Source organism: Curtobacterium sp. MCPF17_002 (genome assembly GCF_003234115.2).
GTDB lineage: Bacteria > Actinomycetota > Actinomycetes > Actinomycetales > Microbacteriaceae > Curtobacterium.
The window spans coordinates 144,942-158,028 of record NZ_CP126251.1 but is presented as its reverse complement, the minus strand read 5'-3'; the positions used below and the strand labels follow the sequence as shown (position 1 = coordinate 158,028).

15 protein-coding genes are annotated in these 13,087 nt (G+C 72.1%); 6 read left to right on the top strand and 9 right to left on the bottom strand.

Annotated features, from left to right (window positions below):
- Positions 1 to 477 (top strand): MarR family winged helix-turn-helix transcriptional regulator, encoded by a 477-nt coding sequence (locus DEJ28_RS00710; protein ID WP_111114070.1) that lies wholly within the window; start codon positions 1 to 3, stop codon positions 475 to 477.
- A 58-nt stretch (positions 478 to 535) separates the two neighbouring features.
- Here the strand turns inward: DEJ28_RS00710 and DEJ28_RS00705 are convergent, their stop codons facing one another.
- The 7 genes from DEJ28_RS00705 to DEJ28_RS00675 all read right to left on the bottom strand — a co-directional run bounded on the left by DEJ28_RS00705 (position 536) and on the right by DEJ28_RS00675 (position 5,190).
- Positions 536 to 1,243: an anti-sigma factor gene (locus tag DEJ28_RS00705; RefSeq protein ID WP_111114069.1), complete on the bottom strand. Its 708-nt coding sequence runs from the start codon at positions 1,241 to 1,243 to the stop codon at positions 536 to 538.
- The gene (locus DEJ28_RS00700) at positions 1,240 to 1,749 is read right to left on the bottom strand and encodes a sigma-70 family RNA polymerase sigma factor (RefSeq protein WP_220034579.1); all 510 of its coding nucleotides are present in this window, start codon (positions 1,747 to 1,749) and stop codon (positions 1,240 to 1,242) included. The genes DEJ28_RS00705 and DEJ28_RS00700 overlap by 4 nt, the downstream gene beginning before the upstream one ends.
- A gap of 2 nt (positions 1,750 to 1,751) precedes the next feature.
- Positions 1,752 to 2,441, bottom strand: a complete 690-nt coding sequence (locus tag DEJ28_RS00695) for a YceI family protein (protein ID WP_111114371.1) — start codon at positions 2,439 to 2,441, stop codon at positions 1,752 to 1,754.
- Positions 2,442 to 2,654: 213 nt separating this feature from the next.
- The gene (locus DEJ28_RS00690; protein WP_111116678.1) at positions 2,655 to 2,948 is read right to left on the bottom strand and encodes a DUF1330 domain-containing protein; all 294 of its coding nucleotides are present in this window, start codon (positions 2,946 to 2,948) and stop codon (positions 2,655 to 2,657) included.
- The gene (locus DEJ28_RS00685) at positions 2,945 to 3,634 is read right to left on the bottom strand and encodes a type 1 glutamine amidotransferase domain-containing protein (protein ID WP_111116677.1); all 690 of its coding nucleotides are present in this window, start codon (positions 3,632 to 3,634) and stop codon (positions 2,945 to 2,947) included. The genes DEJ28_RS00690 and DEJ28_RS00685 overlap by 4 nt, the downstream gene beginning before the upstream one ends.
- 74 nt (positions 3,635 to 3,708) lie before the next feature.
- A complete protein-coding gene (locus DEJ28_RS00680) occupies positions 3,709 to 4,293 on the bottom strand; it encodes a TetR/AcrR family transcriptional regulator (protein ID WP_111116676.1) in 585 nt (194 codons plus the stop codon).
- Between the two features lie 33 nt (positions 4,294 to 4,326).
- The gene (locus tag DEJ28_RS00675) at positions 4,327 to 5,190 is read right to left on the bottom strand and encodes a LysR family transcriptional regulator (protein ID WP_220034651.1); all 864 of its coding nucleotides are present in this window, start codon (positions 5,188 to 5,190) and stop codon (positions 4,327 to 4,329) included.
- A 116-nt stretch (positions 5,191 to 5,306) separates the two neighbouring features.
- Between DEJ28_RS00675 and DEJ28_RS00670 the strand changes: the two genes are divergently transcribed.
- Positions 5,307 to 6,521 carry a YbfB/YjiJ family MFS transporter gene (locus DEJ28_RS00670; RefSeq protein WP_111116674.1) on the top strand — a complete coding sequence of 405 codons (1,215 nt, stop codon included), beginning with the start codon at positions 5,307 to 5,309 and terminating at the stop codon, positions 6,519 to 6,521.
- Positions 6,522 to 6,591: 70 nt separating this feature from the next.
- Positions 6,592 to 7,476: an NAD-dependent epimerase/dehydratase family protein gene (locus tag DEJ28_RS00665; RefSeq protein WP_111116673.1), complete on the top strand. Its 885-nt coding sequence runs from the start codon at positions 6,592 to 6,594 to the stop codon at positions 7,474 to 7,476.
- A 68-nt stretch (positions 7,477 to 7,544) separates the two neighbouring features.
- Here the strand turns inward: DEJ28_RS00665 and DEJ28_RS00660 are convergent, their stop codons facing one another.
- A complete protein-coding gene (locus DEJ28_RS00660) occupies positions 7,545 to 9,026 on the bottom strand; it encodes a sugar porter family MFS transporter (protein ID WP_111116672.1) in 1,482 nt (493 codons plus the stop codon).
- 133 nt (positions 9,027 to 9,159) lie between these two features.
- Complete coding sequence (locus DEJ28_RS00655; protein ID WP_349774942.1) at positions 9,160 to 10,173, bottom strand: DNA-3-methyladenine glycosylase family protein; 1,014 nt, start codon at positions 10,171 to 10,173, stop codon at positions 9,160 to 9,162.
- 85 nt (positions 10,174 to 10,258) lie between these two features.
- Between DEJ28_RS00655 and DEJ28_RS00650 the strand changes: the two genes are divergently transcribed.
- From DEJ28_RS00650 to DEJ28_RS00640, 3 genes are all read left to right on the top strand, one after another.
- Positions 10,259 to 11,287 (top strand): 6-phosphofructokinase, encoded by a 1,029-nt coding sequence (locus DEJ28_RS00650; RefSeq protein WP_111116671.1) that lies wholly within the window; start codon positions 10,259 to 10,261, stop codon positions 11,285 to 11,287.
- A 64-nt stretch (positions 11,288 to 11,351) separates the two neighbouring features.
- A complete protein-coding gene (locus tag DEJ28_RS00645; RefSeq protein ID WP_111116670.1) occupies positions 11,352 to 12,329 on the top strand; it encodes an MDR family oxidoreductase in 978 nt (325 codons plus the stop codon).
- Positions 12,330 to 12,417: 88 nt separating this feature from the next.
- Positions 12,418 to 13,086, top strand: coding sequence for a GntR family transcriptional regulator (locus DEJ28_RS00640; protein WP_220034650.1), 669 nt, complete (start codon positions 12,418 to 12,420; stop codon positions 13,084 to 13,086).
- The last annotated feature ends 1 nt before the right edge of the window (position 13,087 follow it).

The following is a 13,087-nucleotide window of genomic DNA, read 5'->3' as shown; positions in this document are numbered from 1 at the left end:
ATGTCGAACCCGGGCGCCGAAGGCCATGACTGGGCCACGTGGGACGCCTACCACGACGTGTGGCGTCGACTCGATCGCGCGTTGGACCACGCCGTGCAGGAGGGCGCCGGGATCTCGATCCCGGAGTTCGAGATCCTGATCGGCCTGCACCGCGACCCGGACCACCGGTTGCGGGTGCGCGACATCGCCGCGGGCATCGGGTGGGAGAAGTCACGTGTCAGCCACCAGGTCACGCGGATGGTCTCCCGCGGCCTGGTGGAACGGGCGGACTGCCCCACGGACGGTCGCGGCAGCTGGGTGGTGATGACACCCGACGGGCGTCGCGCGGTGCTCGCCGGCATCCGCGCGCACACGGGTGCGCTCGAGGACCTGTTCTGGAGGCCCGTGGGGACCGACGCGGAGACGCTGCGGTCCGTCTCCGCGCGCCTCCAGGACGCGATCGGTCCGGACGAGCCGGACACGACCCCCGACGACTGACCCGCCGGACGACGCGGCTGGTCGACCGGGCTGGTCCGAGCGGGCTGGTTCGACCGGGCTACAGGTCGACGCCGGCGAGCACCCCGCTCGCACCGCGGAGCCGCACCTGCACGCTCGCGATGTCCGCCCGCGGGATGTCGGTCGACGCGGACAGCCCCTTCGCGTCCGCACCGGCTGCCGTCCAGGACGCCACCGTCTGGTCGGTGCCGTCGGTCCGGACCACGACGAGGTCGTACATCACCGAGCCGTCCGACGCCCACGTCCTGCCGCCGTACGAGCACCCCCAGTCGAACCGGGTCCCCCACGACTCCCCGCTCACCGCGAGGTCGACGTCGAGCCCCTGCTCGCCGACCATCGCGTACCGGTCGGCGACGGCACTCGCTGACGGGGTCACGCCGGCCTCGACGGTGTTCCGGTCCGCGGCCGTGCCGACGGCGAGTCCACCGAGCACGGCTGCGACGACCGCCAGCCCCGCGGTGGCGGCGACCCACACCCGGCGACGGAGGCGACGGTGTCGAACCCGGTGCGCGACGGAGGCGAGGGTGCTCTCGGAACGTGTGTCGGGCCTCCCGTCCGGTTCTGCGATCTCGACCGCCTGGTCGGCCGGCAGCTTCCCCAACAGGCCGGGCAGACCGACCAGCTCGGCGACGGCGGCCGCACAGCGGTCGCACGTCTCGAGGTGCCGCTCGTACTCGAGCCGCTCCTCCGGGGGCAGCGAGCCGAGGACGTACGCGGCGTCCCAGTCGGCGTACCGGTCGTCGGTCATCGGGTCACTCCTCGTTCCTGCAGTGCAAGCCGGAGGGCCCGCAGTCCGTAGTGCAGCCGTGACTTGACGGTGCCCTCCGGGACGTCGTGTCGTCGTGCGATCTCCGGGACCGTGTGTCCGAGCCAGTAGGCGTCGACGACCACGCGGCGGTGGTCGGGGCTCAGCGACGCGAGCGCGTCGGCGACCACGATCCGGTCGAGCACCGCGTCCGTGCGGTCAGCCTCGACCCGATCGACCTGGTGCTCGGTGCCGTGCTCACGCCGGCTGCGTGCCGAACGCGCGTCGTCGACCACCAGGTTCCGCGCCACCGTGAACAGCCACGCACGCGCGCTGTCCGGCGTCCGTTCCAGCACCGCCGGCCGCTGCCAGGCACGCACCATCGTCTCCTGCACGACGTCCTCGACCATCGAGCCGTCCCGCGTCAGGTGCCGGACGTACCGGGTGAGCGCGTCACCGTGCTCGCGGTACAGCGTCGCGAGCAGCTCGTCGGCGGACCGGCTCGTCACGGTCACTTGCCGAGGTCGAGGGAGAACTCGACCGCGCCCTTCCCGTCGACCGTGACGAAGCCGAGCGACGGGGCCTCGACGCCGTAGTCCGCGAAGGTGATGGGCACCGAGCCCGCGACCTGCACGGTCCCGCCCGCGCCGACGGCGACCTGGGCGTCCGCGGTCACGGGCTGCTCGACGCCGTGCAGGTCCATCGTGCCCGTCAGGGTGACGTCCTGCGTCGCGCCGTCGAGCGCCCCGGACACGTCCACCGGCTTCGTCAGCGTGAACGTCGCCGTCGGGAACCGGTCGGTCTGGAGCGCGGTGGAGCGGAAGTACTGGTCGCGGGCCGACTCCGGCGTGCTGATCTTCGCGACCTGGACCGTGACGGTCGCCTTCGTGAGCGAACCGCCGTCGACCTCGGCGGTGCCCGTCACGTCCTTCGTGCGTCCGACCACGTTCACATCATTCCCCTGCAGGACCTCGTGCACCCGGTACCCGGCGAAGGACGTGCCCCTGCTGGTCCAGGTGCCGTCGGCGTCGGTCGCGTCCAGGCTCGCGGACGAGGACGCCGACACGGAGGGCGCGGCGGCGGCCTGACCGTTGACGGTGTTCGCGTAGATGACCGGCCCGGCGATGGCCGCGGCGGCGGCGATCACGACGACGCCGGCGGAGATGCCGATGATGACCTTGGTGCGTGTGCGGAGTCCCATACCCCGACGACGAGGTGGCGGGGCGGATCGTTCACCCGGGGTTGCGCAGGGGGCGGGGCGCGGCCGGCTTTGCGGTGCGGCGGCGGGCGGCTTTGCGGCGGCGGGCGGCGGGGGGGGGGCGGCGGGTTTTGTGGCGCGGACGCGGTGCACAACGGAAGTCACCCCGAGCCGCGGCGATGCGCGGTTCGGGGTGACTTCGGTTGTGCGCGGGGCTCAGCCCTCGACGCCGGGGACGATGAGGACCCGGTAGTCGGCGGCCGCCTGCCGGTGCGGGAGTGCCGCCTGGTAGGCGGGGCTGTGGTACCAGTCGAGGGCGTCCTGGACGGTCGGGAACTCGTTGACGAGGATGCCGTCGACGGGCGTCCCCTCGAGGGTGGTGACCTCGCCGTACCCGATCACCGGCGTGATCGGGTGGCCGGAGCGGGCTGCACGGGCGGCCGTCGCGTACGTGTCGAACTCGTCCTGGTCACGGAGGGCCTCCCGGATCATCACGACGTAGGCGCTCATGCGGTCAGCGTCCCGAGCTTCGTGAGCAGTGCGTCAGCCGCGGATGCCGACGAGGCCGGGTTCTGGCCGGTGATGAGCAGGCCGTCCTCGACGACGTAGGGCTGCCAGTCGCCGATCTTGCTGTAGTCGCCACCGAGGCCCCGCAGCTCGTCCTCGACGAGGAAGGGCACGACGTCCGTGAGGCCGACGCCCGCTTCCTCGGAGTTCGTGAAGCCGGTCACGCGACGACCCTGCACGAGCGGGGTACCGTCCTCGTTCGTGACGTGGCGCAGGACGCCGGGCGCGTGGCAGACCAGCGCGATCGGCTTGCCCGAGCGCAGCGTGTCCTGGATGAGGCGGACCGAGTCCTGGTCCTCGGCGAGGTCCCAGAGCGGACCGTGTCCGCCGGGGTAGAAGACGGTGTCGAAGTCGGCGACGTCCACGCTGTCCAGACGGACGGTGTTCGCGAGCGCCTCGAGCGCCGCCGGGTCGTTCTCGAAGCGGCGGGTCTGGTCGGTCTGGTTCGCCGGCTCGTTGCTCTTCGGGTCGAGCGGCGGCTGTCCGCCCTTCGGCGAGGCGAGGACGATCTCGGCGCCGGCTTCGACGAACCGGTAGTACGGCGCGGCGAGCTCTTCGAGCCAGAAGCCGGTCGTGCGGCCGGTGTCGCCGAGCTGGTCGTGCGACGTGAGGACGAGGAGGATCTTCATGGTGGTTCCTTCGCTAGTAGACCGGTCAGTTATAAATGGATGCACTGCTGGCAGGCCATTTCGGGCCGTGCCAGTCAGGCGTGCAGGAGCTGGGCCGTCATCGCGAGGGCATTGTCCACCGGTGCCGTCCGGCGGTGGATCTTCGCCATCACGCTCGCCCCGAGCCAGAGGTCGTACAGGGTCTCGGCGGTGGTCGCCGGGTCACTGCCGACCGCGAGCGACCCGTCCGCCTGCCCCGCGGCGATCATCGTCGCGATGCGTTCGGTGATCGCGGTCGTGCCGTCCTTCAGCGCCAGGCGCATCGGTTCGGACAGGTCCGCGACCTCGGCGCCGAGCTTCACGGCCAGGCACTTGCCCTGGCAGTCGTCGAGGCTCTGGGTGTCCCGCCACTGCCGCCAGTACTGCATGAGGCGCTCGGCGGCGGGGACGTCGTGCTGGGCGAAGATGCCGTCCATGTCCGCCACGTACTCGCGGAAGTACTCCTGCATCATCGCCTCGCCGAAGGCGTCCTTCGAGGGGAAGTAGTAGTAGAACGACCCCCGCGGAACGCCGGAGACCTTGAGGATCTCGTTGAGCCCGACCGCGGCCCATCCCCGGTGGGCGATGGTCCGCTGCCCGGCGTCCAGGATGGCCTGGCGGGAGGTGGTCTCGGTGGGCATGTGGAGACCGTAGCACACTAGTAGACCGATTGGTTATCGCTCCGTTGTGGTGAGCGCAGCCGCCGTCGCCGCTTCGACGAACCGGCGCTTCACCGGGTCCCGGTCGCCCGGGACGAACGCGATGGACACCGAGCTCGGCGGTGAGTCCACGAGCGGGACGAACCGGATGGCGGGGTGGATCGTGCGCTGCGCGGCGAGCGCGGAGACGACGCCGACGCCCCGGCCCGCCGCGATCGACTCGAGCCACTCGTCGTAGTTGGCGGTCTCGACGAAGGTCGTCGGGCCGTCCCCGTCGGGCCACGACCACGGACCGACCGTCCCGGAGACGGCGTTGAACACGAACGGGTGGTTCCGGAGCCCGCTCCACGGCACCGGCTCGTCCTCCTCGATGCCGGACCGGACGGAGCAGATCAGCACGCGCTCCTCGTGGAGGAGCGGGAGGACGCGGACACGGTCCGGGACATCGCGGGGCTCCCGGAGGACCGCGACGTCGACGTCACCGCGGAGCAGCGCGGCGATCGGCTCGTCTGTCCGCACGAGTGCCACGGAGCCCTCACCCAGGCGCTCGTACTCGGCGATGGCGTCCTGGGCCCACGGCGTCGGGAGCAACCAGGTGAAGGCCAGCTGCAGCGGGGTCGGCGTCCGCACCGACGAGACCGCCCGGTCGACGGCCCCGACCGCCGACTGCGCCTGCTCGAAGAACCGCTCGCCGGCCTCCGTCAACCCCACGCGGCGGGTGTCCCGGTCGAGCAGGCGGACCTCGAGGAGGTCCTCGAGCTGCTTGATCGTCCGGGTCAGCGCCGGCTGCGTCACGAAGAGCTGCTCGGCCGCCCGGGTGAAGGACAGGTGCCGGGCGACCATCAGGAACGCCCGCAGGTGGCGCAGTTCGACGTCCATGACCGCCAAGCATAAGTCCGCCGTGTCCGGCAATTCCGCTCCTGATCGACCACTCGTAGCGTCACTGCTGCAGCCGGAACCGCTGCTCCACCGGACCACCGACAGACGGGAACCCCATGGCCATCACCGCCACCCACACGATCTCCCTCCCGTCGCTGCGGGTGCTCTCGCCCGCGATGGTCGTCCTGCAGGGCGCCGCGGCACTGGCGGCGAGCACGGGCATCGCCCGGTTCGTCTACACGCCGATCCTGCCGCTCATGCAGACCCAGGCCGGCCTGTCCGTCAGCGACGGCGCGGGTCTCGCCACCGCCAACTACGTCGGCTACCTGCTCGGCGCGCTCCTCGGCATCGGGGTGCCGGTCCTCGTCCGGTCGCAGTGGGTGATGCGGGTCGCGATGCTCCTCACGATCGTGACGCTCGCACTCATGCCGGCAACCTCGGACGGCACCTGGTGGACGGCCCTCCGGTTCGTCGCCGGCGCGACCAGCGCCCTGGTGTTCATCTACGCCACGTCGTCGATGATCTCCCAGCTCCGAGCGGTCGGGCCGCACTTCGTCGGGTGGGGCTTCGGCGGCATCGGCACCGGCATCGCGCTCTCCGGCATCGTCGTCCTCGTCGTGCGGGTGACGTCCACCTGGCAGACCGCGTGGTTCATCGCAGCCGGACTCACCGCGGCCCTCACCATCGTCGCGTGGGGGCTCCGTCCGGCGACGGTCGCGCCTCGGGTCGCCGCGTCCGACGGAGCCCCCCTCCCGCCGACGGGACACCGGTTCGCCGCGCTCGTGGTCAGCTACGGGTTCGAGGGCATCGGCTACATCATCGCCGGGACGTTCCTCGTCGCCGCTATCGGGCAGGACGGGCCCGCCTGGGTCGGGGACGGCGCCTGGGTCGTCGTCGGCCTGGCCGCCATGCCCGGGGCAGCACTGTGGACCGCGCTCGGACGCCGGTGGAGCCGCCCCACGCTCCTCACCGTCGCGCTCGGCGTGCAGGCCGTCGGTGTCGCCCTGACCGGGGTGCTCCCCGGGAGCGTCAGCGCCCTGGTGTCAGCGGCGCTCTTCGGCGGCACCTTCGTCGGCATCAGCTCGCTCGCCCTCGCCCTCGGTGCCCACCTGCAGGTCCCCCGGGCCGTGGCGCTCCTGACCACCGGGTACGCCGTCGGTCAGATCCTCGGACCGGTGCTCTCCCGCCCGCTGCTCACCGCCGGGTACAGCGGACCCCTGCTGCTCGGTGGAGCGGTCATCGCGGCCGCGGCCATCGCCGGACTCGCCGTGCGCTTCCGGTTCCCGCACCGCGTCGGCACCGCGATCGAGCCCTCGCGGTCGGCGCGCTGACACCGACTGCACGACCGCGACCCCGACCGGACGCCCGTCCGGTCGGGGTCGGCCGCGGCATACTCGGGGCATGCCAGCCGAGACCGTCCGACCGACCGACCACCAGCGCGGGACCGTCGTGATCGCCGGCTGCGGCGACCTGGGCACCGAGGCCGGGCTGCGGTTCGCCGAGCGGGGCCACGACGTGATCGGCCTCCGCCGCCGCGCCGAACTGGTCCCCGCACCGCTCATCGGCCGGAGCACCGACCTGCGGCGCGACGTGCCGGAGATCCCGGACGACACCGCGGTGGTCGTCGTGGCCCTCGCCGCCGGCAGCCGCGACGTCGACGAGTACCGCGCCACCTACGTCGACGGGCTGCGGAACGTGCTCGACGGGGTCGACGCCTCCGGCGCGAGTCCTCGGCTGCTCGTGGTGTCCTCGACCGCGGTCCACGACGTCGACGACGGCAGCGTGGTCACCGAGGAGACGCCGGCTCGTGCGGGTACCCCCACCGCCGGGGTCCTGGTCGAGGCCGAAGCGCTGCTCCGCGACCGCGCGCCCGACGCCGTGCTCGTCCGGCTCTCCGGGGTGTACGGCCCGGGCCGCGAGCGACTCATCGACCAGGTCCGATCCGGGTCGGCTCGTCTCGCGCCGGACACGTCGCCGCACACGAACCGGATCCACCGCGACGACGCCGCCGCGGCACTCGTGCACCTCGCGACGGTGCCGGACCCCGCGCCGCTGTACCTCGGCACCGACGACGAGCCTGCTCGCCTCGACGACGTGCTGCGGTTCCTGGCCGACGAACTCGGACTGCCCGAGCCGGTGCGGTGTGGAGGCGACGCCCGCCAGGCCGGGGGCGACAAGCGGCTGTCGAACGCGCTGCTCCGGTCGACCGGTTGGGCCCCGAGGTACCCGACGTTCCGCGAGGGGTACCGGGCCGTGCTCGCGGGCGACGGCACCCGCCACCCCTGACGCGCACGTCGCACTTGACGCGCACGTCCCGCCTGACGCGCGGGCGCAAGCGGCCAGAGCGTGCACGCTCAGGCGGCCCTGCCGGTCCTCCGTTCCTCCCGACCACGCCGGCGCGGCAGGAACGTCTCGTCCCGCAGCGACTGCTCGATCTGCTCGAGGGACTTCCCCTTCGTCTCGGGCACCCGGAGGAACACGAGGACCCACCCGAGCACGTTGAGGGCGGCGTAGACGAGCATCGTGCCGCCGAGCCCGATCCACCCGGTGAGCGTCAACGCCGTCGAGGTCACGAGCAGGTCGGCGGCCCAGAGCACCATCGCGTGCAGGCTCGTGGCGGCCGCTCGGATCCGCAGCGGGTACATCTCGGAACCGACGAGCCACCCGACGACCTGGATGCCGCCCGCCTGGAAGAACATGAACGCCAGGATCAGCACGATCGTGACCACCGGCGAGGGCTTGCCGTCCTGGATGAAGAACAGCGCGCCGAAGAGCCCGATGCTCAGCGCGGCACCGGGGAGCATCAGGAGGGTCAGACGACGCCGTCCGATCCGGTCGACGACCCGTGACCCGACGAAGGTCATCACGAGGTACACGACGCCGACGCCGACGTTCGCCCACAGGGAGTAGACGTGCGGGAACCCGGCGTCCGTGAGGATCGTCGGCGTGTAGTAGATCATCATCTCGAGCCCGGTGAGCTGCGTGAAGGCGGCGACGATGAGACCGGCGACGAGGGCGGGACGGACCCACGGCTTCCGCAGCTGCGCCCACTGCCCGGCACCGGCGTTCGGCTCGGCCCGGTCGAGCTCGCGGATGTCGTCCAGCTCGTCCTCGGCGGCACGGTGGTCCGGCCGCAACCAGCGGAGCACGCGACGTGCCGGGCCGATCCGGTCCTGCGCGACGAACCAGCGCGGGCTCTCGGGCAGTCGCAGCATCCCCAGCAGGAGCACGATGGCCGGCGCGACCGCGACGCCGATCATGAAGCGCCAGGACACGACCCCGTTGAGGGTGACCCCGACCAGGGCTGCGGCGAGGATCCCGACCCCGATCGCGCAGTTGAAGACGGTGACCAGGCTCCCTCGGCGGGGGCCGGGGGCGATCTCGGCGATGTACGTCGGGATGGTCTGGGTCGATCCGCCGACCGCCAGTCCGAGGAACAGGCGGCTGAGGATGAGGAACACCGGGCTCGGGGACACGGCGGCGAAGAGCACCCCGAGGGCGAAGACGGCGGCGATCACGAGGATGGTCCGGCGTCGGCCGATCTTCGCCGAGATCGGTCCCGTGGCGAACGCGCCGAGGATCGCGCCGACCAGGATCGACGCCGTGATGAACTCCTTGACGCTGGAGTCGATCGAGAACTCCTTGCCGATCTCGATGAGCGTCCCGGAGATGACGCCGGTGTCGTACCCGTAGAGCAGTCCACCGAGGGCGGCGACGAACGCGACCCGGGTGACGTGCCGCTTCGTCCTGCGGGCGGTCTCGGCGGAGCCGGTGTCGTCCGGGATCGCGGTGGGGACGCCGGGAACCTGCTCGTCCTCGTCGGTGGTCGTCGTCATCGCGTCCTCTCCTGCCGGGCACACCCCGGCCGGCGTCACGGTAGACGTCCGTGAGCGGGTGGCCGTTGAGGAAGCCCCAAGAACGCAGGAACACCGGAACGCGGGAACGCGGGAACGCAGGAACGCAGGCCGCTCAGTGGAAGCGGTGGTCCTGGATCGTCATCCGCGGCCCGAAGGCCGGCTTCCGGAAGCCCGAACCGCCGATGAGCCGCACGACGCGCTCCCGGTGCCCCCGCCACGGCTCGAGGAGCTCGAGCATCCCGTCGTCGTCGACCGGCCCCCCGGCGAGCGCCCACCCGACGAGCGCCGGCACGTGGAAGTCCCCGACACTCGGGGAGTCCGGGTCGCCGTGGGAACGCTGCGCGGTCTCCGCCGCGGTCCACTTCCCGATGCCGGGGACCGACTGCAGGCGCGCCGAGACGACCGAGCCGCCGCGACCGAGGGCCAGCGTGCGTTCGAGGGCGGGGGCGACGCGGAGCGCCCGCATCACGGTGGCCGAGCGGCCGGGCTCGATGCCGGCCTTGTGCCACTCCCAGCTCGGGATCCTCGCCCACTCGTCAGCGGTCGGGGGGACGGTCATCCCGGCGGGCGCCGGCCCCGGCGCGGGCGTGCCGTAGCGCCGGACCAGGTACCGCCAGGCCCGCCAGGCCTGGCGCGAGGTGACCTTCTGCTCCATGATCGCCGGCACGAGCATCGCGACGACGGTGTTCGTCCGCAGCAGCCGGAGCCCGGGCTGACGGTGCCGGGCCGCGGCGAGGAACGCGTGCCCGGAGACGTCGAGGTCGGACCAGTCGTCGCCGCGGCCGAGGAGGTCGGGTGCGTGTTCGACGGCCCACGACGCGCCGGTCCCCCACGAGGAGATCGCGATCGTGTCGCCGCTCCGCCGGATCGCGACGGACGCGGGCCCCGTGGGCGTGCGGAGCGCGAGCCACACGACGGAGCCGGCCACGGCGAACGCGGGGTCGCCGGACCCGCGCTGCAGGGGCCGCAGGGTCGACGCGACGTCCACCGCGCCTCCAGGCCGGTACACCGTGTCGACGCGAGCCGCGTCGACGGACGCACCAGGCGCACCCAGCGCGTCCGACGCACCCGACGCACCCAGCGGTTCAGGCGCACCAGGCGACGAGGCGGAAGCGAGCAAGGACACACGGGGATAGTAATGCGGAACCACCGTCAGTCATGATGGGGCTTGTCCCCACCCGACGACGCCAGCTCCTGTGAAAGAAGGCCCCATGCGCATCGGCATCCTCACCTCCGGAGGCGACTGCCCCGGCCTGAACGCGGTCATCCGGGGCATCGTCCTCAAGGGCATCGCCATCTACGGACACGACTTCGTCGGCTTCCGGGACGGCTGGCGCGGCGTCGTCGACGGCGACATCGTCCCGCTCGGCCGCAAGGACATCCAGGGGATCGCCAAGCAGGGCGGCACCATCCTCGGGACCAGCCGGACGAACCCGTTCGAGGGCCCGAACGGTGGCGTCGAGAACATCTCGAAGACACTGGAGCGGCACGGCATCGACGCGATCGTCGCGATCGGTGGCGAGGGCACGCTGGCCGCTGCGAAGCGCCTCACGGACGCGGGCCTGCAGATCGTCGGCGTCCCGAAGACGGTCGACAACGACCTCGGCGCCACCGACTACACGTTCGGGTTCGACACCGCCGTGGCGATCGCGACCGAGGCGATGGACCGTCTCCGCACGACGGGCGAGTCGCACTCGCGCTGCATGGTGGCCGAGGTGATGGGCCGTCACGTCGGCTGGATCGCGCTGCACTCGGGGATGGCCGCGGGCGCGCACGCGATCCTCATCCCGGAGCAGAAGACGAGCATGGAACAGATCGCGAAGTGGGTGCAGGCCGCCTACGACCGCGGACGTGCCCCGCTGGTCGTGGTGGCCGAGGGCTTCGTCCCGGACCACGAGGACAACGCGCACACGGAGCGTGGACTCGACGCCTTCGGACGCCCGCGACTCGGTGGCATCGGCGAGCGCCTCGCGCCGCTCATCGAGGAGATGACGGGCATCGAGACGCGTGCGACGACCCTCGGCCACATCCAGCGCGGCGGGACGCCGACGGCGTACGACCGCGTGCTGTCGACGCGCCTCGGCCTGGCGGCCATCGACGCAGTGGTCGAGGAGCGGTGGGGCCGGATGGTCGCGCTGAAGGGCACCGACATCGTGCACGTGTCCTTCGAGGACGCCCTCGGTGCGCTGAAGACCGTTCCGCAGAGTCGGTACGACGAAGCCGCCATCATGTTCGGGTGAGCAGGAGCGCGCGTCTCGCGGGCACTGCGCACATCGGCCTGGAGGCGCGGGTAGCGTCCGACGCGTGACCCGCGCAGTCCTCGTCTCCAGTTCCACCGCCCCCGCCGTCACCGAGATAGACGTCCCGGATCCGCGAGAGGGCGAGGCCCTCGTCGACGTCGCCTACTCGAGCGTCAACTACAAGGACGGGCTCGCCCTGGCGGGCGACCCCGGTGTCGCGCGCGTCGACCCGCTCGTCCCCGGCATCGACGTCGTCGGCACGGTGGCGGCGCTCGGTCCGGGTGTGCACGACGTCCGGATCGGCGACCGGGTGGTGCTCAACGGCGCCGGTTCGGGCGAGACCCGGCACGGCGGCTGGTCGGCGCACGCCGTGGTGCCGTCCGCCGCACTGGTCGTGCTGCCGGAGTCGATGCCGGAGGACTTCGCCGCCGCGATCGGCACCGCCGGCTTCACGGCGGCCCTCAGTGTGCTGGCGTTGTCGCGCTTCGTCGGTCCGTCCGACGGGCCGGTGCTCGTCACGGGGTCGTCGGGCGGGGTCGGCTCCGTCGCGATCCCGCTGCTGGCTGGCCGCGGGTACCGGGTGACGGCGTCGACCGGCCGGACCGAGCACGCGGACTCGCTCCGCACGCTCGGGGCGACGGACGTCGTCGACCGGGCCACCCTCGCGGAGCGCGGCAAGCCGATGCAGAAGGCGACCTGGGCCGGGGCGGTGGACAGCGTCGGGGGTGCGACCCTCGCGAACCTCCTCGCGTCGACGCGGTGGGGTGGTGCGGTGACGGCGTGCGGGCTGGCGCAGGACGTGCAGCTGCCGACGACGGTGCTGCCGTTCATCCTGCGCGGGGTGTCGTTGCTCGGCATCAACTCCGTGGACGCACCGCTCGGGCTCCGGCAGCAGGCGTGGGACCTCCTCGCCGCCGAGCTCGACCCGACCCTGCTCGCCGGTGTGACCCGCACGGTCGGTCTCGAGGGCGCGATCGAGGTCGGTTCGGAGATCGTGGGCGGCGGGGTGCACGGACGCACCATCGTCGACACGTCACATTGACGTTCTGGGATACTGTTGTTTCACAAGCGCTTGCATATTGACACGTTAGGATTGCAGTGCCAAACGCCCGTCATGTGAGGAGCCCTGGATGCCGGTCCCGAAGTCCACCGTCGAGAACTCCCCCCGGAAGCTCCTGCGCGACGTCGTCTACGACAAGATGCTCGCCGCGCTCCGCGACGGCACGCTCCAGCACGGCGAACGCCTCAACGACGACGAGCTCGTGCAGTGGCTCGGCGTCAGTCGCACCCCGATCCGCGAGGCCATCGCGAAGCTCGTCGACATCGGACTCGTCGAGATGGAGGCGAACCGGTACACCCGCGTCGCCACCCCGACGATCGACGACTGGGTCATCGCCACGCGCGCGATGGCCGGTTTCTTCGAGCTCAGCCTGCGCTGGGGCGTCCCCGACTACGCCGACGCCGACGTCGCGACGCTCGAGAAGCTCCTCGACCGCGCCGACGGACTCCGCCGGGTGCGCGACCACGGCTTCAGCGGCGCCGTCACCGAGATCGTCGAGTTCGCGATCGCCCACTCCGGCAACCCGCTCGTGCAGGTCGCGGGCGAGGGTGCGCTCGAGCGCGTGCGCTTCACGCTGAACCCGACGCCGGCGTTCGAGCAGTACGAGTCCGAGGCGTTCTTCTCGATCCTCCGCGAAGCCCTCGGCGAGCGTGACGGCGAGACCGCGGCCGAGGCCGGCCGGGCACTCACGCGCAACTTCGAGCAGCACATCGAGACGGTCCGCGCCGCGCGGAGCTGAC